Origin of the sequence: Pelagovum pacificum, assembly GCF_016134045.1 — a bacterium.
Taxonomy (GTDB): Bacteria; Pseudomonadota; Alphaproteobacteria; order Rhodobacterales; family Rhodobacteraceae; genus Oceanicola; species Oceanicola pacificus_A.
The window spans coordinates 2,756,389-2,782,890 of record NZ_CP065915.1 but is presented as its reverse complement, the minus strand read 5'-3'; the positions used below and the strand labels follow the sequence as shown (position 1 = coordinate 2,782,890).

The following is a 26,502-nucleotide window of genomic DNA, read 5'->3' as shown; positions in this document are numbered from 1 at the left end:
TCCTTCGTCGGCCACTCGATACCGCAGAGCGCGGGTGACGGAAAGCGGACGAATGACGCGCGAATGAAGGACAAACGGCCCTCCATCCTCGGCCAGGCGGCCAGCGACGTCCGGACGGTCTGCGTGGACGCCTGGACTGTCACGCGGGAACGCGGGCCGAGCCGGGCGCAGTTCTGGTTCATCGGCCTGCTCGTCGGGATCGGCGCGGGGTTCGCCGCGCTGCTCTTCCGCTTCGGGATCGAATGGCTGCAGGCCACCCTGTACGGCACTGACGACATCACGCACCTGCACAGCTTCGCCGCCGGTCTGAACTGGTACTGGATCGTCGTGATCCCCGTGATCGGCGGCTGTATCGTCGGCCTGATCCTGCAGCGGTGGGGCGGGGACGGGCGCGTCCGCTCGGTCGCCGATGTGATCGCGGGCTCCGCGCTGCAGGACGGGCGGGTGGAGGTGAAGCCGGGTCTCGCCTCTGCCGCGGCGTCCTTCATCACGTTGTCGACCGGCGGCTCGACCGGGCGGGAGGGGCCGGTCGTCCACCTCGCCTCAGTCATCTCGACGTGGATCGCCCAGGCAATCCGCGCCGATGGCATCACCGGGCGCGACCTGCTCGGCTGCGCCGTGGCCGGGGCCGTGTCCGCAAGCTTCAACGCACCGATCGCCGGCGCGCTCTTCGCGCTGGAAGTGGTGCTGCGCCACTTCGCGGTCCACGCCTTCGCGCCGATCGTGATCGCAAGCGCCGCCGGCACCGTCATCAACCGGCTGGCCTATGGCGGCGTGACGGAATTCACGTTGCCGGACCAGACCGTCCTCGGCTTCTACGTGGAGCTCCCGGCGTTCCTGCTCCTCGGCCTGCTCTGCGGGATCGTGGCGGTGATCCTGATGCGCGCGATCTTCATCGCCGAGGACATTGGCACCGCGGTCCAGATCCGCACGGGCTTTCCGAACTGGGCGCGGCCCGCGCTTGCCGGGCTGCTGCTCGGCATCATCGCGACGCGCTTTCCCCACATCATCGGCGTCGGCTACGAGACGACGTCGCTCGCCCTGACCGGAGAGCTCGTCTTCCTCGAGGCCGTGCTCTTCGTGATCGTGAAGGTCATCGCCGTGGCGATCACCATGGGTGGGCGCATGGGCGGTGGGGTCTTCTCTCCCTCCCTCATGGTCGGGGCACTGACCGGGCTGGCCTTCGGGCTGGTGTCGACCGGGATCTTCCCGGATGTCTCGGGCGAGCGGACGCTCTATGCGCTGGCCGGCATGGGCGCCGTCGCGGCCGCCGTTCTGGGCGCGCCGATCTCGACCACGCTGATCGTGTTCGAGCTGACCGGCGACTGGCAGACCGGGCTCGCCGTGATGGTCTCCGTCTCCATCTCGACGGCGGTGGCGAGTCGGCTGGTGTCGCGGTCCTTCTTCCTCACCCAGCTGGAGCGCCGGGGCGTCCGGGTGGCGGCCGGACCGCAATCCTATCTGTTGTCGACCTTCCGCGTCTCCAGCGTGATGCGGGCCAAGGACGCCCCCCGCGCCGCGCCGGAGGAGGCCTGCCGCGAGATGATAGAGGACGGGACTTACCTCACCGACACCTCCACGCTGGAACAGGCGATGCCGCTGTTCGAGCAGGGCAATCCTCTGTTCATCCCGGTTGTGCACATCAAGGCCGCCGACGAGCCGCCCGAGCTCTGGGGCGCGCTGTTCCAGGTCGACGCACTCCGCGCCTTCAACCGCGCGCTCGCCGCGAAAGCGGCAGAGGAGCATTCCTGAAAGCCGCGCGATGCTTGTGCCGACTCGGAAGCTTTGCTCTGATCCGGGCTGACATTTGAGTCCGGAGATTTGATGAATGAATACTAGCCTCGCCAGCGCGCTTGCGCTGGCCCTGTCCGCGTCGCCCGCTGTTGCCGACATCGACACCGGATCGCTTCGTGCGCATTTCGACAGTATCCCGGCGGCGCTTGCCCTCGCCCCCGGCGCCTTGACGGAATACGGGAACCGGGACGGGGCGACGCTTGCTGTCCTCGCCCGGCGTGAAAACCTGCTGGCGCCCCTCGGCGACACCTGGTGGCCGGCCGCGCGCATGTTGCCGTTGCCATATTGGGACTTCCTGATCGCCGGCGCGGACCAATGGAGTCCGACGAGCGGCTTCGCGTTCGAGGATATTGTCGCAATCTCGCACGTCGCCAACGCGCCGATGACGCTCAGCCTGATCGACCTCGACCCCGGCGTGTCGGACGCGGTCGGCCCGGCGTTGCTGAGCTATGGCTACGATGAAGAGATGCGGGACGGCCAGCCGGTCTACTGGCGGTTCGACGACTTCCAGATCTCCATCACCGAGCGTAATCCTGGACATCCCTTCGATTTCGGTCTCGGCATGTCCTCACGGGTCGCGGTGACCGGGGACCGCCTGCTGCATGCGCGCGGGTGGGACGCCATGGATCTGCTGCTGTCCCCGGACACGCCGACACTCGCCAGCGATCCCCGCGCGGCGGCCACGCTGGATGCGCTCGAAGATCCAGCCCTCCCGGCCGGCACGCTCGTCAGGGCGGAACTGTACGCGCAAGGGATCACCGTGCCCGGCGCCATCGAAGGGGACACGCCGTTCCTGCTGGCCGAAGCCACCGACGGCCGCATCGACAGGGCGCTGATGCTGATCCCGTTCGAGGACGCCGCAGTAGCCGCCGACGTGGCCGACCGATTGCCCGCCGGATGGGAGACAATGACCGAAACACGGCCCGAGCTGAGTTATGCGGACTTTGCCAGGTCGGCGCTCGGCGTCGCGGTCGTGGGCGATGCCCCGGCGGTGCTCGCCCTGTCGCTGGAGGGACCGAGCGTCGATGCCGAACGGAGGGGCTTTGACGCCGCCTTCGGCTTCAGCATGCTTCAGCAGCTCGTCATCCTGCAGGATCTCGGCTTCCTCGCCCCGTGAGGCGGGCTCAGACCTGCTCGACCGCCGCCTTGTCCGGATAGAAGGCGATATAGCCTGCGATCTCGCCCACCTCGTCGATCGGCGACTCGTAGGACCATGCGGCGTCTGCGATCGTGCCGCTCTTCACCACGATCGAATAGTAGGTCGCGTCGCCCTTCCAAGGGCAGGTCGAGGTCGAGTCCGTCTTGTCGAGGAACGCCATCGCGATGTCGTCGCGGGGGAAGTAGATGACAGGGGCGTAGTCGCCCTCGGCCAGTTCGAGGGCGCGTTCGCTTTCGCCGAGCACGGCACCGCCGGCGCGCACGACCCACGTGCCTTCGGCAGGAGTGATCTTGATATGGTCGGCCATGTGAGCTCCGTCATGAAAGAAGGCGGGGCCACGGCGGCCCCGGAAAACAGGATGTGCGACGTGACATGACAGTGTCACGACAGGCCGGGCGCCACGTTACAGCGGCGCGCAGGCCGCCCGAAGCCAGTCGAGCGCCGCGCCGTCGAGCCGGGGCGTCAGATGCTCGAGCGTATCGGCATGATAGCCGTTGATCCAGTCCCTCTCGGCGGCAGACAACATGGCCACATCGATCAGCCTGCGGTCGATGGGCACGAAGGTCAGCGTCTCGAAGTCGTGCATCGCCCGGTCGTCCCCGCCGGGCATCGCAGCCGCCTCGCGCACGACGAGCAGGTTCTCGATCCGGATGCCGAAGGCTCCCTCGCGGTAGTAGCCGGGTTCGTTGGAGACGATCATCCCCGGTTCCAGCGCCACCGAGGAGCGGCGGGAAATGCCCTGCGGCCCCTCGTGAACGCCAAGGTAGGCCCCCACGCCATGCCCGGTCCCGTGGTCGTAATCCATCCCCGCGGTCCAGAGCGGGTAGCGCGCGAGCGCGTCGAGGTGCTGCCCGCCGACACCTTTCGGGAAACGTACACGCGAGACGGCGATCATCCCCTGCAGCACGCGAGTGAAGCAGGTGCGGTGCTCCTCGGTCGGCTGCCCGACGATCACGGTGCGGGTGATGTCCGTCGTGCCGTCCTCGTACTGCCCGCCGCTGTCGACGAGCAGCAGCTCACCCGGCTTCACGGCGCGGTCGGTCTGCTCGTTCACGCGGTAATGGACGATGGCGCCGTTCGGCCCGGCACCGGCGATCGTCTCGAAGCTGACGTCGCGCAGCGCGTTGGTGTCGCGCCGAAATCCCTCGAGCGCGGAGACCACGGCGATCTCTGTCAGCCCGCCCTTCGGCGCCTCTTCGTCGATCCAGGCGAGGAACCGGACCATCGCCGCGCCGTCCCGCAGGTGGGCGGCGCGCATGCCCTCGATCTCGGCCGCGTTCTTGCGCGCTTTCGGGAAGCGGCAGGGATCGTCGCCCTCGGCGATCTTGACGCCCGAGCTTTCGAGCGCGTCGGCCAGAAGCTGCGGCGCGCTGCGCGGGTCGAGCAGGACCGGACCGTCGAGCTCGGCAAGCGCGGCCTGCAACCCCTCGCGTGGCAGGACCGCGACGTCGGGGCCGAGGTGATCCGTCACGCCGTCCGCCTGTCCCGGTCCACAGAACAGCTCGACCGAACCGTCATCGCGCAGGATGGCGAAGGTCAGCGGCACCGGAGTCCGGTCGATGTCCTTGCCGCGGATGTTCAGCAGCCACGCGATCGAATCCGGCAGGGTCAGCAGGGCGGCCCGGTGGCCATCCTCGCGAAGTCCCTCGGCCAGCCGGGCGCGTTTGGAGGCGGCGGTCTCACCCGCGACGGACTCGTCATGGGCCACGATGGGCTGGTCCGGCGGAGCAGGGCGGTCCTCCCACACCCGGTCGACGAGGTTGTCGACGGCGCGTAGCTCGATCTGCGCGGCATCGAGCGCCTTCCGCAGCGTCTTCACCTCGTCCACCGTGTGCAGCCAGGGGTCGAAGCCGACGACGGCACCACGAGAGAGGTGGTCGGTCAGCCAGCCCGACAGCGACATCTCGGGCCAGTCGACCGGCGTGAAGACCGGATCCGCCTGCGCGCGGACCTGCAATCTGTAGCGGCCATCGACGAACAGGCCCGCCTTGTCCGACAGGACCGCGGCGAACCCGGCGGAGCCGGTGAAGCCGGTGAGCCACGCCAGCCGCTCATCGCAAGGGGCGACATTCTCGCCCTGGTGCGCATCGGCGCGGGGAACGATGAAGGCGTCGACGCCGGCGGTCTTCATCACCTCGCGCAGCGCGGAAAGGCGGGGCGGGCCCTGCTCGGGAGAACTCGTCACTTCGAAAGTCTGGAACATACCGTCACTCCTCTGCCGCCCCGTCGCCCGGGACCATTCACCACTTTCGTCAATCGTTCATCGGATATTCAGGAATATCCGATATCGAATTTTCGGCGAAAATTCGGGGGGCGCCTCAGGCGACGTTCTTCATGCCAAGCACACGGGCCCGCTTGCGTGGGTCCTTGTCGAACAGCGACGCGAGCTGTTCGGTCATCGCACCGGCCAGCTGCTCGACGTCCGTGATCGTCACCGCCCGCTGGTAATAGCGGGTCACGTCGTGGCCGATGCCGATCGCGATCAGCTCGACCAGCTTGCGCCGTTCGACCATCGCGATGACGTCGCGCAGGTGCTTCTCGAGGTAGTTCGCCGGGTTTACGCTCAACGTGCTGTCGTCGACCGGCGCACCGTCGGAAATCACCATCAGGATGCGGCGCTGCTCGGGACGGCCAGCCATTCGCCGGTGCGCCCACTCGAGCGCCTCGCCGTCGATGTTCTCCTTCAGCAGGCCTTCCTTCATCATCAGCCCGAGGTTCTCGCGCGTGCGCCGCCAGGGCGCGTCGGCGGACTTATAAATGATGTGGCGCAGGTCGTTCAGACGGCCCGGGTTCGCCGGGCGACCGGCGGCGAGCCAGTCCTCCCGCGCCTTGCCGCCCTTCCAGGCCCGCGTCGTAAAGCCGAGAATTTCTACCTTCACGTCGCAGCGCTCCAGCGTGCGGGCGAGAACGTCGGCGCAGATGGCGGCGATGGAGATCGGCCGCCCCCGCATCGAGCCGGAATTGTCGAGCAGCAGCGTCACGATCGTGTCGCGGAATTCCATGTCCTTCTCGACCTTGAAGGACAGCGGTGTGGTCGGGTTGGCGACCACGCGGGCCAGCCGGCCGGCATCGAGGATGCCTTCCTCGCGGTCGAACTCCCAGCTTCGGTTCTGCTGGGCCTGCAGGCGGCGCTGCAGCTTGTTCGCCAGTCGCCCGACCGCGCCTTTCAGCGGCTCGAGCTGCTGGTCGAGATAGGCGCGCAGGCGCTCCAGCTCGGCGGGTTCTGCCAGCTCCTCGGCCCCGATCTCCTCGTCGGCGTTGGTGGAGAAGACCTCGTAGTTCGGGTCGGCCTCCGACACCGGTGGCGGGGCAGGGGGCTCGAGCGGCGCGTCGCCCTCGGGCATTTCGGTCTCTTCGGCGAACTCGGCATCGGCGAGCTCGTCGAGGTTAACCTGCGCCTGGCTGGCGTCCTGCTGTTCCTCCTGGCTCGACTCGGGCGAGCCGTCCATGTCCTCGTTCTCGTCGCCGTCGTCCTCGTCACCGGATTCGTCGGGCTGCTCCTCGGCATCGTCGTCGGCCTCGGCGCTGTCGTCACCCTCGTCCTCGTCGGGCTGGTCGGGATCGTCGCCGAGCTGGTCGGCATAGCCGAGCTCCGCGATCAGCTGCCGCGCCAGCCGGGCGAATTGCTGCTGATCCTCAAGCGCATCCCCGACCCGGTCGAGCGAGCCGCAATTCTCCTCGATGAAACCACGCCACAGCTCCATGACGTTGGCGGCGGCGGGCGGCAGGTCGCGCCCCGTGGCAAGGTTGCGCACCATGTAGCCGGCGGCGACGGCGAGCGGCGCCTCGGCGGCCTCGCGGATCTGGCCGTAGCCCTTGCGGTGCGCCTCGTTGGCGATCTTGGCGTCGATGTTGCCCGCGGTGCCGGGCATGTGCCTGGCGCCGACCGCCTCGACCCGCGCGCTTTCCATCGCGTCATAGAGATCGCGCGCCATTTGCCCTTCGGGCATGTAGCGGTTGGAAATCGCGGCGTCGTGGTAGCGGTGGCGCAGCGCGTAGGCATCCGCCGTACCGCGGGCGAGCAGCACCTCTTCCTGCGTCATCCGCCGGCTGATCTGCGGCAGGCGCACGGAATCGTTGGTGGCGCCCGGCGGGTCGACCGAGAAGGTGACCGCCAGCTCTGAATCGTCGGCAAGCACCTTGGTCGCCTCGGAGAGCGCCTTCTTGAACGGATCAGCGGGGTTGTCTGTCGGACCGGCCATGGCAGAGAGATCTACCGGATCGCCCCGTTTGGCAAGGGGGCCTCATGTCTGCCGCTCGTCATAAGCCTCCCGTGCGGCAGTGATCGTGTCGGCATTCTCCATCGTCCAGTTCGCCATCGCCTGAACCGGCCTCAGGAAGCCGCAGCCGAGCTCGGTCAGCGCGTAGGTCACGGCCGGCGGCACCGACGGGGTCACTGTCCGGGTGATGAAGCCGTCCCGCTCCAGCCCTTTGAGCGTGCTCGACAGCATCTTCTGACTGATCGGCGCGACTCGCCGACGCAGTTCGTTGAAGCGGATCGGCCCGTCCCCCAGTTCCCGGATGACAAGGATGGTCCACTTGTCCGCAGTGCGGGCAAGCAGGTCCGAGATGACCGCGCAATTGCTGTGCTCAACCGCACGGATGTCGCGAAATTCCTTATTATCGTCCATGGGTTACTTTCCGGTTACCTGATGTGCCGAACGTGCCCTCTTGGAGTCGGTCGCGCCGGTCTCCACTCTGAAGCAGGTATCGAACAGACACCAGTTTACCGGAGAAACCTATGACCAGCAAACCCCGCATCGCGATCGTGATCGGCTCCACCCGGGCCACGCGCTTCGCGGACAAACCCGCCGCCTGGCTTCTCGAGCAGGCGCAGGCCCGCACGGATATCGAGGTCGAACTTGTCGACCTGCGCGATTTCGACCTTCCGCTCTTCGATGAGCCTGCGTCCGATCTATGGATGCCGAGCGAAAGCCCCGAGGCGCTGAAGTGGCAGGAAAAGATCGCCACCTTCGACGGCTTCGTCTTCATGGTGGCCGAGTACAACCACTCCATCACCGGCGCGCTGAAGAACGCGCTCGATCAGGCCTACACGCAGTGGGTTCGCAAGCCCTTCTCGGCGATGGGCTACGGTGGCGTCGGCGCGGCCCGCGCGGTCGAGCACCTGCGCGGCATCGGTGTCGAACTCCAGATGGCGCCGATCCGCCCGGCCGTCCACCTCGGTGGCGGCGAGCTGATGAAGGTCCACCCGCTCGGCGCCGACGGCCCGATGTCGGACGTGCACGAGGTGCTTGCCCCGTCCGCCGCCGCGATGTTCGACGACCTCGTCTGGTGGGCGAACGTCCTGAAGGAAGGCCGGGCCGAGTCGCAGAGCGCCGCTGCCTGAGCCATTGACCGCCGCCGCGCCGGGCCCTATCGCTCGGCGCGCGCGGATGGCCGGATGACCGCGGGGCCTCGGCCTCGAGGAAAGTCCGGACTCCACCAGGAACGGTGCCGGGTAACGCCCGGCGGGGGCAACCCCAGGGACAGCGCCACAGAGAACAGACCGCCCTGCTTGCAGGGTAAGGGTGAAACGGTGGGGTAAGAGCCCACCGGGGGCCGGGTAACCGGGCCCGCATGGCAAGCCCCACCGGGAGCAATGCCGAATAGGGACCTCGCGCCGCTTGCGGCAGGGACACCTGGTCCCGAGAGGTCCGGGTTGGCAGCTGGAGGCGTGTCGGCAACGGCGCGTCCAGAGGAATGGTCATCCAGGGACTTCGGTCCCGGACAGAATCCGGCTTACAGGCCATCCGCGCGATCACGGCCCAAGACATCTTATGAGGCCGTCCGCGCACTTCTTGAGGCGCGAAACGGCGTCCGAACGCCCTTCAAAATTGAATAGCCAGCTTTTCCCACCTCAACAGACCGGGAATCCGGTTGACAGGAACGCCGGGACGAGTAGAAGGCGGGCTTCAACGGATTTCACGTGGGCGGCTTGCGCCCGCGATCAGGAGCGACCCATGGCGAAGCCTACCACCATCAAGATCCGCCTGAACTCCACCGCGGGGACCGGGCACTTCTACGTCACCAAGAAGAACGCGCGCACCATGACTGAAAAGATGGCGGTCAAGAAATACGACCCCGTTGCGCGCAAGCACGTCGAATACAAGGAAGGCAAGATCAAGTAAGATCGCCTTCCCGACGAGGGACAATGGGGCTGTGCCGCGAGGCATGGCCCCTTTCTTTTGTTGCCGGACCGCTCCTGCCATCGGTGCAAACCGCCCGCCAGCCGTCTGCGCTGTCGCGACTATCCGCGTCGATGTCCTAGGCGTAGATTTCCGACATGACCGAAACGCGCCATGACATCCGCGTCCGACGCGCCAGCCCCGCCGACCTTGCGGAGCTCGACGCACTCTTCGGGCGCACCTATCCGGCGCTGCTGAAGGAGGATTATCCGCCGTCGGTGCTGGTCACAGCGATTCCCGTGATGGCCCGCGCCCAGCCCTCGCTGCTGTCGAGTCCGACTTATTTCATCGCAGAGCGTCAGGGCAGCATCGTCGGCGCTGGCGGCTGGTCCGCCCGGTCCGGCCAGGTGTCGCGCGTCCGCCACGTGGTCGCCGACCACCGGCTCGCCCGGCAGGGCATCGGTCGCGCGATATTCGGCACGATCTTCGCCACCGCCCGCGCCGCCGGCCACCACCGGATGAACTGCGAGGCGACCCGGACGGCGGTGCCATTCTACCGCGCGTTGGGATTCGGCGAGGAGGCGGAGGCGACCATCCAGCTCGCCCCCGGCATCGACTTTCCGATCATCCGAATGGCCCGCGACCTCTAGCCTTTCATGAAGGCGTCGAACGCCGCGGCATGGTCTGGGTGCCAGCGCGACAGGGCAGGGCGATTCTCGACGATGTCTCCGGCGTGCCAGAGCATCCGCTTTTCGTCCGTCGGCCGGTCGACGTCGTTGTCGGGGCAAAGAAGGTAGAAATCGCCTCGATCCATCCCCTCGATCATGTAGTCCGCCACCTGGTCGGCCGTCCAGGCTCCGGCCGGCTTCTCCGCGCCTGGATCGGCGGCGGTGAGACCGGTGAAGGTCCAGCCCGGAATCAGCAGATGCGCCGTCACGCGCCCGCCCGTGTCCGTCACGAGGTCATGCGACAGGGATTCGGTGAAGGCCCGCAGCGCCGCCTTGCTCACGTTGTAGGCCGTGTCGCCCGGCGGCAGGGTGATGCCCTGCTTGGAGCCGGTGCAGATCACCGCCGCCGGCCCGACCGAGGCGATCATGTCGGGCAGGTTCACCTGCACCGCATGGACCGAGCCCCAGATATTCGTGCCGAGCGTCCGCTGCCACGCGGCCTCGGAGCCGAGGATCTGGCCCTCTCCGCCGATTCCTGCGTTCGACATCAGGATCGACGTCGCGCCCAGCCCGTCTGCCGCGGCCTTCGCCGCCTCGTGCGTCGCACGTTCGCTGACGTCGCCGCCGACCGCGACGGCTTCTATGCCGTCGTTGCGCAATTCGGCCACGGCCTGCTCCAGCCGTTCGCCGGCGAGGTCGACCAGCACGATCTTCATGCCGGCGCCGCCAAGCCGCTTTGCCGCGGCCAGCCCGATGCCACTCGCCCCGCCGGTGATGATCGCGACCTTGCCCGCTTCGATTGCCGGATGTGTCATGCCGTCCTCCCTCATGTCATGTCGTGCAGCAACCTAGCGCGCCGCCGCCGGGGGCAAGCGCGGATCGTCTGCTGGTCTGGGGAAAGGTGGTACCGCCTTCCCGGTTCGAACGGGAGACCTCTTGATCCACAATCAAGCGCTCTAACCTACTGAGCTAAGGCGGCACTGGCGGGGGAATTAGCGGCCACGTGCCGTGAATGCAAGGCCTTCAAAGGTCGATTTCCCAGCTTTGCTCGATCAGATCGACCCCGAAGGAGGTAACAGGATGGCTGTCGACGAGCCGCCAGCCGAACTTGGCGTAGAGCGCGCAGGCGGCCCGGTGGCTCTCGTGAGTCCAGAGCTCCATCCGCCGGTAGCCCGCATCTCCGGCGAAGGACATACACTGGTCGAGCAGCATGTGGCCGAGCCCCTGTCCCCGTGCCTCCGGCACGATCAGGAACAGCCGCAGCTTGGCCGAGCCGGGGGAGCCCGAGACGCAGAAGATGGAGCCGATCGGCGCGCCGTCCTGCATCGCGATCCAGCCGGCCTCGCGCTCCGGGTCGGCATGGGCGGAGAAGTCGGCGAGGAGTCCGGCGACGAGCGGGCCGAAGGTGCCGTCGAACCCCTCGTCACGGGCGTAGAGGTCGGCGTGCCGCTCCACCAGCCACGCGGCATCGTCTGGGGTATAGGGGCGCAGGATGATCTCTGACATGGCCCATCCTTGACCCGCACCCCTTGTCAATCAAGCTCGGCGGCGCGATATGCCCCCGATAGGCAAAGGACGGCGAACATGGGTATCGACACCGAACGCGACATCGAGGCCAACCTGCAGATCGGTCCGACCGACAAGGGCATGGTACGCATCTACGTGGAAGGCGGCGGGGCCGAGATCCCGATGGACTTCGACCCCGAAGAGGCCGAGGACATCGCCGAAGAGATCATGGCCGCCGCCAAGTCCGCGCGCCAGCTCACAAAGAAAAAGAAGTGATCCCGGGGTCCCGGGCGGCGTGCGCGCGTAGCGCCGCGTGCCGGGCGAACTTCGCGACCATCACCTTTCGCCGGGGCGCGGCGAGCTTCGTTTCCGGCGACATCCGCACGATCTCCGCGTCGTAGGCATCCGCGATGATGAGGCCGGTTTCCTCGGGCAGCAGCTCGACCGGGAAATCCTCGTCGACGGCCCAGAAGAACCGGTCGCAGTAGGGCAGGTAGTTCTGCCATTTGTGATCTGACTGGAAGTCGGCGCGGGACGATTTGCACTCGACCACCCAGACCTCCTGCTTGCGGCCGAGCGCCATCACATCGACCCGGAGGCCACGCTCCGGCGTCAGTTCCTCCACCGAGACGAAATCATGCGTCAGCAGGTGCCGGCACACCCCTCGGGCGAGGAGCTGGCCGGGTTTGAAGATCGTGGGGTCGAAATCGTCAGGCATGGTGAGAGTATGAACAAAAGGGAAACATCCGTAAAGACCCGCGAGGGGCGGAGCATTGTCCGCCTGCAAGCGGCTCCGGTTCTACAATTTTGCCACGTCACCCTTGCGGGAAGCCGGGGTGGGAACTAGCTCTGGCCTCGGCGGGCTTCTGCTCTGTACGTGAACGGGATAATTCCAGTGGCCTTAAGCAACTCCGAGGGAGCTGGCTCTGTCCGGGCCCTGGTCCGGTTATCTGGCGCCCACCTGTATATACAGGTCCTCGGGAATTCTTACCCCCACGGCTGCAGCGGTTCCCGCCACCTTTGACCCTCAGGCGATCCGCGACAGGGCGAGGAAGGCAAACCCCGACGTCAGGAAGTTGACGCCGAGCAGCAGCCCGATCGCCCACAGCGCCGTCCCCGGAAGCCCGGCGATCAGGAAGATCGCCAGGAGCGCCGAGGCGATGCCCGACACCAGCATCCAGACCCAGCCCTGCGTCGGCCGCGCCCGCATGGCCATCGCGATCTCGATCCCGCCCTGAAACGCGAAGAGCACGCCGAGGAGCAACGTCAGCCCGATCAGCCCGGTGAGCGGGAAGAAGGCGAGGTAGACGCCCGCCGCGATCTGCAGCACGCCGACGAGGCCCGACAGGATCGCTTCGCGCCAGCTGCGCGACTGGAACGCGTGCCAAAGCGTGACGGCCCCGACGATCAGCAGGAACCACCCGACCATGATCTTGGCCGTGATCGACGCGACGAGCGGAAAGATGACCGCGAGCGCCCCGGCAACGATCAGCGCGATGCCGAGCCAGCGAAACCGGCCCTTGTGCTCGCGCACATGCGCCATCAGGTCGTCGGAATAGGGGGTCTGATCGGGCATGTCTGGAACTCCGTTTTTAACGCTCAACGACAGGACGGGGGCTGCGGGTCCGTGCCTCTACGGTGACGGGAACCGGGGTTGCGCTGAACGCCCGGTGTCCCGGCCCGCCGGAGCCGTCCGGACGCTCGGCCACGGCCATCACGGCGATTCCGAACTGCACGCCGCTGAAGACGATCCCGTTGAAAATCCACAGCATGAGCACCGCCAGCATCCCCGCAGGGTCGCGCGCGACGAGCTGGCCAAGCCGGCCAACGTCGAAGCCGAGCAGCAACGCCACGAAGACCGCGGCCGCGGCAAAGCCGATGGCCACGCTGCGCAGGTAGAGACGGCAAAGTCGGGACCGGGCGATCATCGGCAGGTTTCCCATTCTCCGGGGTGTTGCCTCAAAGGATAGGGGCGGTGAGCGGGAGCGTCCAGTGCCGGGCCTAGAAGGCCTCCGGCTTCGCTTCCCGCGCCATGTGGTCGAGGACGGCGTTCACGAAGGACGGCTCCTTGCCTTCGGGGAAGAAGGCGCGGGCGATGTCCACGAACTCGACGATGACGACGCGCGGCGGCGTGTCCGGGCCGATCAGCTCGGCCCCGGCGACGCGGAACAGGGCGCGCAGGGTCGGGTCGATCCGGGCGATGGGCCATTTCGCCACGAGCGCGCGGTCGGTCATCTGGTCGATCTTCGCCTGGTTGTCGACGGCGCCCTCGCAGAGCTTGCGGAACGTGTCGGAGTCGCCCTCCTGCATCTCGCCTTCTTCGAAGACTTCGCCGAAGCGGTGATCCTCGAACTCGTGCATGACCTTGTCGACGGAGGTCTGCGCGGCTTCCATCTGGAACAACGCCTGCACCGCGTAGAACCGCGCTGCGGAGCGCATCTTGCGCCGCTGGTTGCCGGATATCTGAGGCATATCGCTCATGCCTGGTCCTCACCGCCGGCCATCAGGCCATCCCGGCTGAAACCGACCCCGCGCGAGGGCTTGCCCCAGCGACGGGCGAGCGCGACGAGGTGGAGCGCGGCGGCGGCGGCCCCGCCACCCTTGTTCTGGCCGGCGGCCTCGGCCCGGACGGCGGCCTGCTCGTACGTTTCGACCGTCAGGATGCCGTTGCCGATGCAGTGACCCGCGAGGCCGAGCATCGTGATCCCGCGCGAGCTGTCGTTGCAGACCGTCTCGTAATGCGTCGTCTCGCCCCGGATCACGCAGCCGAGCGCGACGTACCCGTCGAAGTCGGACATTCGTCCAGCGATGCCGATGGCGGTCGGCACTTCGAGTGCACCGGGCACCTCGATCAGCTCCCACGTCGCGCCGGCGGCCTCGATCTCGGCCTTGGCGCCCGCGACCAGCTGGTCGGCGATGTCTTCATAGTAGGGGGCGACGACGAACAGGATCTTCACCGGCGCATCGAAGGTCGGGCGATCGAGTAACTTGTGGCTGGCTCCGGCCATCAGGCGGTCTCCGTGATGCGGCGGGTGCCGACGATCTCGAGCCCGTAGGCGTCGAGCCCGACGACCCGGGGAAGGGGGGAATCCGTCAGCAGGGTGATCTTGGACAGGCCGAGCGACGACAGGATCTGCGCACCGAGACCATACTGGCGGAGCGTCTGCGGCGACGGATCGTCCTGCAGGCGCAGTTTCATCGAGGTGTCGCGGATCAGCACGACCGCGCCCCGGCCCTCGCGGGCGACGACTTCCATCGCGCGCCCGAACTCGGTCGAGGTGCCGGCCGGCCCGAGGCCCAGCACGTCCTGCAGCGGGTCGAGCGCATGCATCCGCACGAGCACAGGCTCATCCGTTTCGAGATCGCCCTGGCTCAGAACGATGTGCTCGTCGCCGTGGGCGGTGTCGGTGAAGATCCGCATCTTCCAGTCGCCGCCGAACTCGCTCTCGACCGTGCGCTCGGTGCGCAGGCGGACAAGGTTGTCATTGCGGCGGCGGTAGGCGATCAGGTCGGAGATCGTGCCGATCTTCAACCCGTGCAGCTGCGCGAAGGACACGAGGTCGGGCAGACGGGCCATTGACCCGTCCTCCTTCATGATCTCGCAGATCACGCCGGCGGCGTTCAGCCCGGCAAGCCGCGAGATGTCGACCGCGGCCTCGGTATGGCCGGCGCGGACCAGCACGCCGCCGTCGCGGGCGCGCAGCGGGAAGACGTGGCCCGGCGTCGCGATCTCGGCGGCGCCCTTGGTCGGGTCGATGGCGACCGCGATGGTGCGCGCGCGGTCGTGCGCGGAGATACCGGTGGTCACGCCCTCGCGGGCCTCGATCGAGATGGTGAAGGCAGTCTCGTGGCGCGAGGAGTTGTTCGTCGACATCAGCGAGAGGCCGAGCTGGTCGATCCGCTCGCCCGGCATCGACAGGCAGATAAGCCCGCGGCCGTGGGTCGCCATGAAATTGATCGCGTCCGGCGTCGCCATCTGGGCCGGGATGACGAGGTCGCCCTCGTTCTCGCGGTCCTCGTGGTCGACGAGGATGAACATCCGGCCGTTGCGCGCGTCCTCGATGATTTCCTCGATCGAGGAGATCGCATCGGACCAGTCACGCTCAACGGGGCCTGAAGAATCGTAAGTCATGCGCGCTCGCCGTCAGTTTCCGGGGCGCAGATAAGTCATGGCGCGCGGGAAGGGAAGGGTAGCCATCCCGAGGGCCGGGCGCAGGAGCTGTGCGCGGTGAGGTCGAACCCCGCCGCGGCGTCAGCGGCCCGTTGCCGCGGTCACGGTCCGGACAGCACTTCGACCGTCCGAATTTAACGCCATCGAAACCCATCCTACTTGCGAATTCTCGGCGAAAATTCGGGGTCAGCAGCAGTGCAGGCGTGTTTGCTGCGAACGGGATCGTCGGGCCGTCAGTCGGGCTAGGCCCCGGCGATGTCGACAGGCGGGGCAAGCGACACCAGCCATAAGGTGGACACAGCTTCCCGCATTCATCATGGCCGCAGTGCAAGACGATCACGTCACACTCTTCACGTCACCAATGGTCACCACTTGGTAACCTGGTCCCCGGTCAGTGCCGCCTTGTCGCTCGACGCCCGGGCAGTTACCTCCGGAAACCAGACCGAAAGGAGCCCGCCACGTGACCGAGACGACCGCCCGCCGCATTCCGGACCTCGCCGACCTCGACGAGGCCGGCCGCCCGAAGGCGCCCCCCGTGCCGGGCGCCACGGACCACGACCGGCGCCGCGGTCTGCACCTTGCCGCGATCCACCGGGGTCACCTGATGGAGATGCATCGCCTCGCCCAGATCCTCGACCAGGTTGCCGCAGGCGTTCCCGGCGCGGCGGATCAACTGGCCGATGCCGTCCCGGCGATGGAAATGGTGCGCAACATGCAGGCCGTCGGCACGCTCTGCGGTCGCGAATGCCAGATGCTGACTTTCCACCACGACATCGAGGAGGCGCAGATGTTTCCGGGCCTCGACTCCGTCGGCAACGCGGGCCTGAGCGCCGTCGTCGCGAAGCTGAAGGCAGAGCATCTGGTCGTGCACGAGCTGATCGACCTGCTCGCCGCCGACGCCGAGACGCTGCGCCGCGATCCGTCCGCCGAAGCGCTGAAGCGGGCGCGCGAGAGTTTCGAGGCGCTTGGCCGTGTGGTGCGCTCGCACTTCGGCTACGAGGAGACGGAGCTTCAGGAAGCGCTGGGCCACTATTTCGGCGACGCCATCTGAGGCGGTTCAGCCGAAGTAGCTTTCTCCCGTCAGGAATCCTGCGGTTCGGGCGGTCTCCGCCCAGCTCCGCTCGATCGCCGTCTCGCCCACGATCAGCACACCGTCCGCCGGCACCGCGCGGGCGCGCAGCGCGTCCAGCAGGATGGCCCGGGTGCCTGACCAGCTCTCGGTAAAAAGCGGCGCGGGATGGGCCGCGTCGAGCCCCGGAAGCGCCGCGACGAGATCGGCATCGAGGCCCGCCTGCACCAGTGCCGTCCGGTCGACCTTCGACAGCTGGTCGAGCCGCGTGGCGCGATCCGCAGGCATCTCGCGGTCCTGCTTCAACAGGCCGAGCGCATTGGTCGAGAACAGGAACCCGATCACATCGCGCCCGGTGGAGGCCCGCACCGAGGCGTAGGTCCGGTAGGGCAGGCCGAGCGCCTTGGCCCGCGCGACCCGCAGGCGCAGCACCTCGATCGGCAGGGTCGGCAGCAGGTCGGCCCGCGCCTTCTTCCAGGCATGACGGCGCCATGCGACGCCCGGCTCCATCGAGGGGCCGTTGTTGTGGCCGAGCCCGGCGGTCACGGCCAGTCCTGCAGGCGGGCGACGTAGCGGGCCAGCGTGTCGATCTCGAGGTTGACCACATCGCCCGCGACGACCTCGCCCCATGTCGTGACCTCGCGGGTGTGCGGGATCAGGTTCACGCCGAAGCGGCGGCCGTCGACTTCGTTTACCGTCAGCGACGTGCCGTTCAGCGCGATCGAGCCCTTCGGCGCGATGAAACGGGCCAGAGCCTCGGGCGCTTCGAACAGGATCCGTGCGCTGTCGCCCTCGTCGGTGATCGACAGGACTTCGGCCACCCCGTCGACATGGCCCGACACGATGTGCCCGCCCAGCTCGTCGCCGACCTTCAGCGCGCGTTCGAGGTTCAGCCGCTTGCCGACGGACCAGCGGTTGCGGCCGATGCTCGTCTTGTCGACCGTCTCGGCGGAGATATCGACGTCGAACCAGTTGCGCGGCTCGGTGCCCCGCGCGACGACGGTCAGGCAGACCCCGTCGCAGGCGATCGAAGCGCCGATGTCGATATCCTCGACAAGGTAGGTCGTGCCGATCCGCGCGCGCAGATCGCCGCGCTGCTCGACCTGCAGAACTGCTCCGACGTCCGTGACGATACCCGTGAACATGAGCGCCTCCTGTTTCCTCTGGCTAGCCCGCCGCGCCGAATGCGGCAAGTGGGCACGCAAGTTGCCGTGTTCAATCCCAATTTCTGCCGCCATGCCGCTGTAGCCCTATGCAGCGCGAAGGAGAACGGCTAACCCATGTCGATGCCCGAACATCGCAGATTCCTGTTCCTGCAAGGGCCGCACGGGCCCTTTTTTCACCGGCTTGGCAAGATGCTCGGCCGCGCGGGGGCAGAGACGTGGCGCGTCGGGTTCAACGCCGGCGACCGGGCCTTCTGGTTCTCTCCGAAAAGCTACATCCCCTACCGTGGCACGCCCGAGGACTGGCCCGAGGCCTTCCGCGCCATCGTCGCGGAGAAGGACATCACCGATATCGTGCTCTACGGCGACACCCGACCTGTCCATGCGCAGGCGGTGGAGGCCGCGCACGACCTCGGCCTCACCGTGCACGTCTTCGAAGAGGGCTACATGCGGCCCTACTGGGTCACCTATGAGCGCGGCGGCTCCAACGGCCATTCCCGCCTGATGGACGTGTCGATTCCCGAGATGAAGCGTGCACTGGAGATGAGCGATCTCGACGTGCCCGAGCCGCCCGCACACTGGGGTGACATGCGCCACCATGTCTTCTACGGGGCGCTCTATCATTGGTTCATCGTCTTCCGGAACCGCGACTATCGCAACTTCCGCCGCCACCGGGAGCTGCCGGTCACGACGGAGGGCTTCCTCTACACGCGCCGGCTCGTGCTGATGCCCTTCATCGCGCTCGACCGGATGCTGGCGACGCAGCGGATCAAGTACGGCGGCTTTCCCTATCATCTCGTGCTGATGCAACTCGAGCATGACGCGAGCTTCCAGATGCACTCGCCCTTCACCCGGATGGAGGAGTTCGTCCGCGTCGTGGTCGAAGGCTTCGCCAAGGGCGCGCCCCGGCATCATCACCTCGTCATCAAGGCCCACCCGCTGGAGAACGGCCGCGTGCCGCTTCGGCGAATCCTGCGGGCGATGGCCAAGGAATACGGGCTCGAGGGCCGTATCCATTACGTGCGCGGCGGCAAGCTCGCCCGGCTGCTCGACCACGCCCGCACTGCCGTCACGGTGAACTCGACCGCAGGTCAGCAGGTCCTCTGGCGGGGCATCCCGCTCAAGGTGTTCGGCGCGGCGGTCTACAACAAGCCGGAGTTCGTCTCGACCCAGCCGCTCGGCGAGTTCTTCGCCCAGCCCGCGCGACCCGACAACCGTGCCTACAAGGACTACCGCCGCTTCCTGCTGGAGACCTCGCAGATCCCTGGTGGCTTCTATTCGGCCCGTGGCCGGCGACAGCTGATGCGGCAGGTCGTCGACATGATGCTCGACGACGAGGATCCCTATGACGCGCTGAAGTCGGGCAAGGCCGCCCCGCGCCAGCCGCTTCGCATCGTGACCTGACCGTTAGGGAGGCGCTACCTCCCCGGACCACACCGGAATATTCGGCGCCCGAAGAAGCCTCAGGCGGTCTCCACGTGCCGACCGATCTCCTCGACGATCCGGGGCAGGATGCGGTCGGGCAATTCGTGGCCGACCCCGTCGAACAGGACGAGCCGCGAACCGGGGATGGTCTCGGAGAGCGCTTCGCCATTGGCGACCGGCAGAACCGGATCGAGGGTGCCGTGCAGCAACAGCGTCGGGCAGGTCAGGCGAGCCGCGCCGCCCGTCCAGTCGCGGGTCTGCTGCATCACCGCATGATTGAAGGCCGCCGCGATGTCGGGCGAGCGCGCGAGCACGGCCTCGATACGGGCACGCGCCGCGGCCTCGTCGAAGAGTGTCCCCGCGCTCGACCGTTCGATGCCGAGCAGGACGGTGGCCACTTGAGTGCGATCGGACCAGTCCAGTGTCTGCAGACCGGCGAACTGGTCGAGGAACGCCGCGCTCATCGACGGAAGCGGGTCCCCCTCCCAGCCAAGCGGTTCGCTGGCGATCAGCACGAGCGACGCCACGCGCTCCGGCGCGTCGAGCGCCACGATCTGCGACAGGTATCCGCCCAGAGACATGCCCACCAGAGTGGCCCGTGCGACCCCGAACCCGTCCAGCACGTCGACGATGTCTGTCGCGAGGTCGTCGACCCGGTAGTCGGGCGCGCCGGCGGGGCAGAGCGTCGACAGCCCCGTGTCGCGGTGATCGTATCGGATCACGAAATGCCCCGCCGCGGCGAGCTCCTCGCACAGCGCCTCGGGCCAGGTCAGCAGGGACGCGGTGGCGCCCATGACCAGCAGAACCGCCGGATCATCGGGATCGCCGAAGCTCTCTGCGGCGAGGCGGGCGCCCGTGGTCTCGATCCAGCGAAAAGTGGCGGGCATGACATTCCGTCCATTTATAACCTACGGGTAAGTTATAAACGGGAAGGCGAGCCGTCAATCCTCGGCCACCAGACAATCGAACACCGGGCGCAAACGATCGATCGTGTAGCGATCCAGCCGTCCCGCGCGGTTGGCGACCCACTGCATCGTCGCGCCGGCGATCACCGCATGAAGCAGAATCGCCGTCTGCGCCGCGTCCGGGCCGGTCAGGCGCGCGGCAATGGCGTCCTGCACGATCCTGTAGCGTTCGTCCGCCAGCGCGCGCAGGGCGGGGTCCCGCGCCTCCAGCGCCGCGATTGCCACCCGCAGAGAGAAGCCGTCGCCGTCACCCATGCTCGTCACGATGGTTTCAAGGAACCGCCAGAGCCCGTCGCGCCCCGGCTCGACCGGCAGGCTGCCGATATAGGCGCGCGTCGCTGCGACTTCCCGCTCCGCCATGCGCAGGACCAACCGGTCCCGGTCGCCGAAGCGCTGGATCAGCGCGGCGCGGGACAGGCCGACCTGCCGCGCGACATCGGCGAGCGTGAAGCTCGACAAACCGCCGTCCGCCAGAAGGGCATTTGCGGCGTCGAGCACGCTGTCGTCACTGACGGACTTGGGGCGGGGCAGGGCGGCCTCCCGGAGCAATCGGACCTTGCCCGTCATAGCGGCGACCGGCCCGGCCGGGAAGCCGCGCGGATCATCTAGCGGCTGCGGGCCGCGCGCGACCCAACACCTCGCGGTCAGCGGCGCAAGCGCAACAGGGGTGATTCGATGTCGATACCGGGCTCTAGGCAACTGAATCCAAAGGCGCTACGGTGCAAAAAAAAAGACCGAGGCAGACAATAATCAGGTCCGGAGGACCGAGCAGTGATCATGGACAGCCTGCGCCTTGCGAAAGGCGCGACCCTCCTTGCCGCACTGGCCCTCGTGGCCTCGTGCGGTCTCCCCCGTTCCGGCCCCACACGGGGCGAGATCTTCGACGGCTCCGTCATGCGCGAGGGGGACTCCTTCATCCTCGTCGTCGATGACCGGGTGAACTACATCGCCAGCGTCGCTCCGGCGCTCGGCTTCGGATCGGGCTTCCTTAACGCCGGCGTCGTCGGCTCCGACACGATCAACCCGGGCGACGTGCTCGGCCTGACGGTGTGGGAGAACGTTTCCGACGGTCTTCTCGTGCCGACCGGCCAGAACGCAACGATCCTCGACGAGGTGCAGGTCGATGGTGCGGGATACATCTTCGTCCCCTACGCGGGCCGCATCCTCGCCGCCGGCAACACGCCCGAGCGCATCCGCCAGATCATCACCGAGCGGCTCGGCGACCAGACCCCCGACCCGCAGGTGCAGGTCCGCCGCCTTGCCGGGGACGGCTCGACCGTGTCCGTAGTCGGCTCCGTCGGCGCGCAGGGCGTCTACCCGATCGAGCGGCCCACCCGCACGCTGAGCCAGATGCTCGCGCAGGCCGGCGGCGTCGCCGTCGAGCCCGAGATCGCCCGCGTCACCGTCACGCGCGGGGCCCACACCGGCTCAGTCTGGTTCCAGGATCTCTACGACAGCCCCGGCGCCGACATCGCGCTGCGCAACGGCGACCGGGTCATCGTGGAGGCCGACACCCGCTCCTTCACCGCGCTCGGTGCGACCGGCGCGCAAAGCCGCGTGCCCTTCGCCAGCCAGAAGATCAGCGCGATCGAGGCCATCGCACAGGTCGGCGGCCTGAACCCGTCGCAGGCGGACCCCACCGGCGTCTTCGTGTTCCGCAACGAACCCGAGGAAATCACCGAGCAGCTGATCGGTCAGGACGTCACCGGCACGCAGCGCGTGGTCTACGTGCTCGACCTCACCCGGCCCAACGGCCTGTTCTTCGCCCGCGACTTCGCGATCCGCGATCAGGACACGGTCTACGTGACCGAGGCGCCCTTCGTACAGTTCAACAAGGTGATCGCGGCCGTGACCGGCTCGCTCGGCAACGTCGGCACCGTCGCCAACGCGGCGAGCACCGTCGCCGGCGAGTGAAATCGTGGAGGCCGCGTCGGACAGCGTGCCGACGCGGCTCTACGTCTATAACGGCGGGTTCCTGACACAGGGCAGGGTCCGCCGCATCCTCCAGCTTTCGGGATACGACATCCGGCTCGGCGCACCGGGCGAAGGCGACATGGTCGGCGTCTGGGGCCTGTCCCCGACCGCCCCGCGCGGAGAGGCCGTGGCCGCCCGCCGGAATGCCCCGATCCTGCGGGTGGAGGACGCCTTCCTGCGCTCCGTACTGCCCGGCCGCGCGGGCGGGGGGCCGGGCCTCGGCCTCCACCTCGACCGGTCCGGAGTGCATTTCGACCCCTCCACGATCTCCGACCTCGAACGGCTGTGCGCCGAGGCGCCGCTCGACGACACCGCGCTGCTCGACCGGGCGCGGGGCGCGATGGCGGACCTCAGGCGCCTGCACCTGTCCAAGTACAATGCCTTCGACCCCGACACCCCGGTGCCAGAGCCCGGCTATGTCCTCGTCATCGACCAGACGAAGGACGACGCCAGCGTGCGGGCCTCCCATGCCGGGCGGAACAACTTCCTCGAGATGCTCTTCCTCGCGCGGGAGGAGAACCCCGGCGCCCGCATCGTCGTGAAATCTCACCCCGAGACGACCGGCGGCCATCGCCCCGGCCATCTCGGGCCGGAGGACCTGTCCCCGGGTGAGACGCTCCTGACCGATCCGGTCTCTCCCTGGCCGCTGCTGGAGGGGGCCGTCGCGGTCTATGTCCTGTCCAGCCAGCTCGGCTTCGAAGCGATCCTTGCCGGCCATCGCCCGTCCGTTTTCGGACAGCCGTTCTACATCGGCTGGGGCCTCACCGACGACCGAAACCCGCTCGACCGGCGGCAACGCCGCCTGACCCGCGCGCAACTCTTCGCCGCCGCGATGATGCTCTACCCTCGCTGGTACGATCCGTTCCGCGACCGATTGTGCGAGATCGAGGACGTGATCGCGATCCTCTCCGCCGAGGCGCGGGCGTGGCGCGACGACCATCGCGGCTGGGTCGCGACCGGTATGCGGCTCTGGAAGCGCAAGCCGCTGCAGGACTTCTTCGGACAGACGTCCGGCATCCGCTTCGTCGCCAACCCGGCCCGAGCGATCGCGAAGGCGATGTCGGACGACAGTCGCCTGATGGTCTGGGCCGGCCGCACCGACGCTGCCTTGGAAGAAGCCGGCGCCGTTCGCGTCGAGGACGGCTTCCTCCGGTCCCGCGGCCTCGGCGCCGACCTGATCCCGCCACTGTCGCTCGTGCTCGACGACCTCGGCATCTACTACGACCCGACACGCGAGAGCCGGCTCGAACGACTGGTGGAGGATAGTGGTGCCCTGTCCGATACCGCGCGTCACCGGGCGGAGCGGCTCATCCGCCGCCTTACCGCCGATGGTCTGTCGAAATACAACCTAGGCGGCGCTGCGCTGCCGTCGGGACTTCCCGCCGGCAAGCGCATCCTCGTTCCCGGACAGGTGGAGGACGACGCCTCGATCCGCCTCGGCACGCGGGAGATCATGACGAACCGCGCCTTGCTGGAAGCGACGCGGGCGGAGAACCCCGCCGCCGTGATCCTCTACAAGCCGCACCCCGACGTGGAAGCCGGCCTGCGCGACGGTGCGGTCGAGGATGCCGAGAGCTTCGCCGACGCCGTGCTGAACCGGACGGACGCAATGGCCGCTCTCGCAGCCGTCGACGCGGTCTGGACCATGACCTCGACCATGGGGTTCGAGGCGCTGCTGCGTGGGAAACAGGTGACCTGTTTCGGACAGCCGTTCTACAGCGGCTGGGGCCTCACCGACGACCGCTGCCCGGTGCCGCGCCGGACCGCGCGGCCTGACCTCGTCACGCTCGCCCACGCGGTGCTGATCGACTACCCGCGCTACGTCGACCCGGTCACCCGTCGGCCCTGTCCCCCGGAAGTCGCGGTGGACCGGCTCGCGACCGGGACGATCCCGAAGCCCGGTCCCGCCAACCGCCTGCTCGCCAAGACGCAGGGGGCCCTTGCCGGTCACGCGTGGCTCTGGCGGCGCAAGTAGCGGGAAATGTTACTCGATCTCGATCGTCTGGCGCAAAGCGCCGGTCGCGCGGTCGTAAACGAGGATGTGATCGTCACTGGTCACGACGGCGAACCAATCTACACCTTGAGTGAACGCGTAGGGGTCAACATCGCTTGGAAGCTCGATCCGGTCCGGCAAGGGCAGGGGATCGGCGTTCAGACGGATGACAAGGGCCCCGATGAGCACTAGAAACCCGCAGATCATGACGATCGTCAGTCCAGAAACCAGCCGCTTGAGCCATTTCAGTTCAGGCGGCCAGCCAGAGTCCTCGGGAGTTTCCGACATGCCGCCCTCCGTTGTCACGTTCCGGATCACCGCAGATCCGCCGCCGCGCCTTGATAAGGCGCTGGCCCGGGATGTGCCAGAGGAGGCGGCGCTGTCCCGCTCCCGCCTCGCCCGCCTCGTGCCCGACGGTGCGGTGCGGATCAACGGTGTGGTGGTGACGGATGTCCGGGCCCGCCTTGGTGAGGGCGACGCGGTCGAGATCGCGCTCGACATTCCCGAGGACACCGACATGGGGGCGGAGCCGATCGCGCTCGACGTCGTCTACGAGGATGCCGAACTGATCGTGGTGAACAAGCCCGCCGGCATGGTTGTCCACCCCGCGCCGGGCTCCCCCGACGGCACGCTGGTCAACGCGCTGCTGCACCATTGCGGCGACAGCCTGTCCGGCGTCGGCGGCGCGCGGCGGCCGGGCATCGTGCACCGGATCGACAAGGACACCTCCGGCCTGCTCGTCGCGGCCAAGACCGACCGCGCGCACCACGGCCTCGCCGCCCAGTTCGAGGCGCACGACGTCGAACGCCATTACCACGCGCTCTGCTTCGGCACGCCCGATGCCGGCGACCCGCGCCTGCGCGGCATCCGCGGCACCAGTTTCGAGCCGGGCAACGTGTTGAAGATCCAGACCCGCCTCGCGCGGCACAAGACCGACCGGCAGCGGCAGGCGGTCTTCTGGCACAACGGCCGCCACGCCGTGACCCGCGTCCGCGCGATCGAGTCGTTCGGCACGCCGCCCGTGCTGTCCCTGCTCGAATGCTGGCTGGAGACCGGGCGCACCCACCAGATCCGTGTCCACATGGCCCACGCCGGCCACGGCCTCATCGGTGATCCCGTTTACGGAGGTAAACGCAAACTGCCCAAGGGCGCCCTGAGCGAGGCCGCGATGATGGCTGTCGGCACCTTCCCCCGACAGGCGCTCCACGCCGCGACCCTGGGCTTCCAGCACCCGGTGACGGGCGAACACATGCGTTTCGCAGCCGAAATGCCGCAGGACATGCAGGAACTCTGCACAACTCTGCGAGCCACCGTGCCGCTGGGAGACTAGCGAACTTTTGTCCCGTCGGCGCTTAGTGTTTGGGCGTACCGCCGTTCATCCTGCTCGTCGGCGACAAAGTCTGCACTATCGTGGTCAGCTCTCTTCCTTAGGCTGTTAAAGGATGTATGGTGGTCCGGATTTCGATCTAAAGTTTTCAGTGTCCTCTTCATGTTGGGAGTTCCTTTGTCGGCTCGGGCGGATTCACCAGACTTCAATAGCAGGCTCTCTCGCGTTCTGACGAAGGTCCGGGGTGCCAAATTCAGTCGGATCAATGACCTTTCGCGGCGGACTGCCAACCGGCGGGAGCTTGCAGCGCTTGCGGAGATCGGCCGAACATCCGGCGAAGCCGCGCTTTCGGAAAAGTGTCTGGTGGGGACCTTTCACAAGGTCGGCACGGTCCTGATGTCGACCGTACTCAGCGACTTTTCGTCGGCGGCAGGTCTCGGGATGTGGCGAGATGGCGCAAGTGAGCCCGCGGAGCAGTGGCACATCTGTCGCCACAACCATAGCGACTTCGAAAGTCTCGGCCTCGACCCGGCGAAGCATCCGACCGTCGTGATCCTGCGCGATCCGCGGGACGTCATCATCTCGGCGATGAAGTACCACAAGAAATCGAGTGAGGCCTGGTTGCACCGGAAAGAGTCGATCTACGACGATCTCGACGGCATGACTTACCAAGAGAAGATCAACTCTCTGCCGGATGATCGGACACGGCTTATTTGGGAGTTCAAACATTCTGGTGGCCGGGTCACCTCCAAGATGTTGGCGTGCGTGGATTCTCCGGCGCACGCCAATACACTGTTCGTCAAACTGGAAGACCTGATGGCGGATCGGACGCTAAGCCCGTTCGACCGCATCTTCAGGCACCTAGGAGTTCGTCCGGCGTGGATGCCGCTTGCACTTACCGCAGCTTATAAGCGGTCGCTCTTCAATCCGGATGCGCATGTCTCGAAAGCTCACGTCACATCGGGGCGAACAGAGGTATGGCGCAAGACCTACGACGATGAGTTGACCGCCGCGTTCAAGGAGGCGTTTCCAAACGCCGTGGAACGGCTCGGCTACAGCTGGTGAACCGAAATGCCGCAGGACATGCAGGAACTCTGCACAACTCTGCGAGGTTAAGCCCGTAAGATAGGGGCACTTGTGCGTGAATGCACTGAAACGCCTCT

29 protein-coding genes, 1 tRNA gene and 2 other RNA genes are annotated in these 26,502 nt (G+C 67.4%); 14 read left to right on the top strand and 18 right to left on the bottom strand.

All coding sequences use genetic code 11. The annotated features are described in order from the left end of the window. Positions 1-63: 63 nt before the first annotated feature. Positions 64-1,752: a chloride channel protein gene (locus I8N54_RS13635; RefSeq protein ID WP_140197521.1), complete on the top strand. Its 1,689-nt coding sequence runs from the start codon at positions 64-66 to the stop codon at positions 1,750-1,752. A 76-nt stretch (positions 1,753-1,828) separates the two neighbouring features. Beyond that, positions 1,829-2,911: a hypothetical protein gene (locus I8N54_RS13630; protein ID WP_140197522.1), complete on the top strand. Its 1,083-nt coding sequence runs from the start codon at positions 1,829-1,831 to the stop codon at positions 2,909-2,911. Positions 2,912-2,918: 7 nt separating this feature from the next. Here the strand turns inward: I8N54_RS13630 and I8N54_RS13625 are convergent, their stop codons facing one another. From I8N54_RS13625 to I8N54_RS13610, 4 genes are all read right to left on the bottom strand, one after another. Continuing rightward, positions 2,919-3,260: a DUF427 domain-containing protein gene (locus I8N54_RS13625; protein ID WP_140197523.1), complete on the bottom strand. Its 342-nt coding sequence runs from the start codon at positions 3,258-3,260 to the stop codon at positions 2,919-2,921. Positions 3,261-3,356: 96 nt separating this feature from the next. Then, a complete protein-coding gene (locus I8N54_RS13620) occupies positions 3,357-5,156 on the bottom strand; it encodes an aminopeptidase P family protein (RefSeq protein ID WP_140197524.1) in 1,800 nt (599 codons plus the stop codon). Between the two features lie 115 nt (positions 5,157-5,271). Beyond that, a complete protein-coding gene (gene cobT, locus I8N54_RS13615) occupies positions 5,272-7,155 on the bottom strand; it encodes a cobaltochelatase subunit CobT (protein ID WP_140197525.1) in 1,884 nt (627 codons plus the stop codon). Between the two features lie 42 nt (positions 7,156-7,197). Continuing rightward, the gene (locus I8N54_RS13610) at positions 7,198-7,584 is read right to left on the bottom strand and encodes a winged helix-turn-helix transcriptional regulator (protein WP_140197526.1); all 387 of its coding nucleotides are present in this window, start codon (positions 7,582-7,584) and stop codon (positions 7,198-7,200) included. 110 nt (positions 7,585-7,694) lie between these two features. Between I8N54_RS13610 and I8N54_RS13605 the strand changes: the two genes are divergently transcribed. The 4 genes from I8N54_RS13605 (at position 7,695) to I8N54_RS13590 (ending at position 9,728) form a co-directional block, all read left to right on the top strand. Then, positions 7,695-8,300, top strand: coding sequence for an NADPH-dependent FMN reductase (locus I8N54_RS13605; RefSeq protein ID WP_140197527.1), 606 nt, complete (start codon positions 7,695-7,697; stop codon positions 8,298-8,300). A gap of 42 nt (positions 8,301-8,342) precedes the next feature. After that, positions 8,343-8,711: RNase P RNA component class A (rnpB, locus tag I8N54_RS13600), an RNA gene on the top strand. Between the two features lie 202 nt (positions 8,712-8,913). After that, entirely contained in the window at positions 8,914-9,081 is a 168-nt protein-coding gene (rpmG, locus tag I8N54_RS13595) for a 50S ribosomal protein L33 (RefSeq protein ID WP_007256617.1), read from the top strand. A 155-nt stretch (positions 9,082-9,236) separates the two neighbouring features. Next, on the top strand, positions 9,237-9,728 hold the full coding sequence (locus tag I8N54_RS13590) for a GNAT family N-acetyltransferase (protein WP_140197528.1): 492 nt from the start codon (positions 9,237-9,239) through the stop codon (positions 9,726-9,728). Here the strand turns inward: I8N54_RS13590 and I8N54_RS13585 are convergent. The 3 genes from I8N54_RS13585 to I8N54_RS13575 form a co-directional block, all read right to left on the bottom strand. Continuing rightward, positions 9,725-10,561, bottom strand: coding sequence for an SDR family NAD(P)-dependent oxidoreductase (locus I8N54_RS13585; protein WP_140197529.1), 837 nt, complete (start codon positions 10,559-10,561; stop codon positions 9,725-9,727). The two genes, I8N54_RS13590 and I8N54_RS13585, sit on opposite strands and share 4 nt — an antisense overlap. A gap of 87 nt (positions 10,562-10,648) precedes the next feature. Further along, positions 10,649-10,725 (bottom strand) — tRNA-His (locus tag I8N54_RS13580). 44 nt (positions 10,726-10,769) lie between these two features. After that, on the bottom strand, positions 10,770-11,252 hold the full coding sequence (locus I8N54_RS13575; RefSeq protein WP_140197530.1) for a GNAT family N-acetyltransferase: 483 nt from the start codon (positions 11,250-11,252) through the stop codon (positions 10,770-10,772). 78 nt (positions 11,253-11,330) lie between these two features. Here I8N54_RS13575 and I8N54_RS13570 point away from each other — a divergent pair, with 78 nt between their 5' ends. Continuing rightward, on the top strand, positions 11,331-11,528 hold the full coding sequence (locus tag I8N54_RS13570) for a DUF6324 family protein (protein WP_140197531.1): 198 nt from the start codon (positions 11,331-11,333) through the stop codon (positions 11,526-11,528). On the opposite strand, the gene I8N54_RS13565 is transcribed toward I8N54_RS13570, so the two are convergent. Continuing rightward, complete coding sequence (locus I8N54_RS13565) at positions 11,509-11,970, bottom strand: MmcB family DNA repair protein (RefSeq protein WP_140197532.1); 462 nt, start codon at positions 11,968-11,970, stop codon at positions 11,509-11,511. The two genes, I8N54_RS13570 and I8N54_RS13565, sit on opposite strands and share 20 nt — an antisense overlap. Positions 11,971-12,112: 142 nt before the next feature. On the opposite strand from I8N54_RS13565, the gene ssrS reads away from it, so the two are divergent. Further along, positions 12,113-12,267, top strand: a non-coding RNA gene (ssrS, locus tag I8N54_RS13560) — 6S RNA. A 12-nt stretch (positions 12,268-12,279) separates the two neighbouring features. Here the strand turns inward: ssrS and I8N54_RS13555 are convergent. The 5 genes from I8N54_RS13555 to ribB all read right to left on the bottom strand — a co-directional run bounded on the left by I8N54_RS13555 (position 12,280) and on the right by ribB (position 15,384). Continuing rightward, positions 12,280-12,828, bottom strand: coding sequence for an HdeD family acid-resistance protein (locus I8N54_RS13555; RefSeq protein ID WP_140197533.1), 549 nt, complete (start codon positions 12,826-12,828; stop codon positions 12,280-12,282). Positions 12,829-12,844: 16 nt separating this feature from the next. After that, positions 12,845-13,180, bottom strand: a complete 336-nt coding sequence (locus I8N54_RS13550; RefSeq protein ID WP_140197534.1) for a hypothetical protein — start codon at positions 13,178-13,180, stop codon at positions 12,845-12,847. Between the two features lie 73 nt (positions 13,181-13,253). After that, entirely contained in the window at positions 13,254-13,733 is a 480-nt protein-coding gene (nusB, locus tag I8N54_RS13545) for a transcription antitermination factor NusB (protein ID WP_140197535.1), read from the bottom strand. Next, positions 13,730-14,260, bottom strand: coding sequence for a 6,7-dimethyl-8-ribityllumazine synthase (locus tag I8N54_RS13540; RefSeq protein WP_140197536.1), 531 nt, complete (start codon positions 14,258-14,260; stop codon positions 13,730-13,732). Before I8N54_RS13540 ends, nusB begins: the two co-directional genes overlap by 4 nt. After that, positions 14,260-15,384, bottom strand: coding sequence for a 3,4-dihydroxy-2-butanone-4-phosphate synthase (gene ribB / locus I8N54_RS13535; RefSeq protein ID WP_140197537.1), 1,125 nt, complete (start codon positions 15,382-15,384; stop codon positions 14,260-14,262). The genes I8N54_RS13540 and ribB overlap by 1 nt, the downstream gene beginning before the upstream one ends. A gap of 499 nt (positions 15,385-15,883) precedes the next feature. Here ribB and I8N54_RS13530 point away from each other — a divergent pair, with 499 nt between their 5' ends. After that, on the top strand, positions 15,884-16,474 hold the full coding sequence (locus I8N54_RS13530) for a hemerythrin domain-containing protein (protein ID WP_140197538.1): 591 nt from the start codon (positions 15,884-15,886) through the stop codon (positions 16,472-16,474). Between the two features lie 6 nt (positions 16,475-16,480). On the opposite strand, the gene I8N54_RS13525 is transcribed toward I8N54_RS13530, so the two are convergent. Further along, positions 16,481-17,038, bottom strand: coding sequence for a hypothetical protein (locus I8N54_RS13525; RefSeq protein ID WP_231592779.1), 558 nt, complete (start codon positions 17,036-17,038; stop codon positions 16,481-16,483). Next, a complete protein-coding gene (locus tag I8N54_RS13520; protein ID WP_140197539.1) occupies positions 17,035-17,637 on the bottom strand; it encodes a riboflavin synthase in 603 nt (200 codons plus the stop codon). Before I8N54_RS13520 ends, I8N54_RS13525 begins: the two co-directional genes overlap by 4 nt. Before the next feature lie 141 nt (positions 17,638-17,778). On the opposite strand from I8N54_RS13520, the gene I8N54_RS13515 reads away from it, so the two are divergent. After that, a complete protein-coding gene (locus I8N54_RS13515) occupies positions 17,779-19,059 on the top strand; it encodes a capsule biosynthesis protein (protein ID WP_140197578.1) in 1,281 nt (426 codons plus the stop codon). Between the two features lie 59 nt (positions 19,060-19,118). On the opposite strand, the gene I8N54_RS13510 is transcribed toward I8N54_RS13515, so the two are convergent. Together I8N54_RS13510 and I8N54_RS13505 are read right to left on the bottom strand one after the other, a co-directional pair. After that, on the bottom strand, positions 19,119-19,967 hold the full coding sequence (locus I8N54_RS13510; RefSeq protein WP_140197540.1) for an alpha/beta fold hydrolase: 849 nt from the start codon (positions 19,965-19,967) through the stop codon (positions 19,119-19,121). Positions 19,968-20,021: 54 nt separating this feature from the next. Further along, on the bottom strand, positions 20,022-20,612 hold the full coding sequence (locus I8N54_RS13505; protein ID WP_140197541.1) for a TetR/AcrR family transcriptional regulator: 591 nt from the start codon (positions 20,610-20,612) through the stop codon (positions 20,022-20,024). A gap of 210 nt (positions 20,613-20,822) precedes the next feature. Between I8N54_RS13505 and I8N54_RS13500 the strand changes: the two genes are divergently transcribed. After that, positions 20,823-21,959 (top strand): polysaccharide biosynthesis/export family protein, encoded by a 1,137-nt coding sequence (locus I8N54_RS13500; protein ID WP_140197542.1) that lies wholly within the window; start codon positions 20,823-20,825, stop codon positions 21,957-21,959. A 4-nt stretch (positions 21,960-21,963) separates the two neighbouring features. After that, entirely contained in the window at positions 21,964-23,994 is a 2,031-nt protein-coding gene (locus I8N54_RS13495) for a capsular polysaccharide biosynthesis protein (RefSeq protein WP_231592781.1), read from the top strand. Between the two features lie 9 nt (positions 23,995-24,003). Here the strand turns inward: I8N54_RS13495 and I8N54_RS13490 are convergent, their stop codons facing one another. Further along, positions 24,004-24,300: a DUF6476 family protein gene (locus tag I8N54_RS13490; RefSeq protein ID WP_140197544.1), complete on the bottom strand. Its 297-nt coding sequence runs from the start codon at positions 24,298-24,300 to the stop codon at positions 24,004-24,006. Here I8N54_RS13490 and I8N54_RS13485 point away from each other — a divergent pair. Continuing rightward, positions 24,299-25,342 carry an RluA family pseudouridine synthase gene (locus tag I8N54_RS13485; RefSeq protein ID WP_140197545.1) on the top strand — a complete coding sequence of 348 codons (1,044 nt, stop codon included), beginning with the start codon at positions 24,299-24,301 and terminating at the stop codon, positions 25,340-25,342. The two genes, I8N54_RS13490 and I8N54_RS13485, sit on opposite strands and share 2 nt — an antisense overlap. Positions 25,343-25,501: 159 nt before the next feature. Continuing rightward, on the top strand, positions 25,502-26,404 hold the full coding sequence (locus tag I8N54_RS13480) for a hypothetical protein (protein ID WP_140197546.1): 903 nt from the start codon (positions 25,502-25,504) through the stop codon (positions 26,402-26,404). The last annotated feature ends 98 nt before the right edge of the window (positions 26,405-26,502 follow it).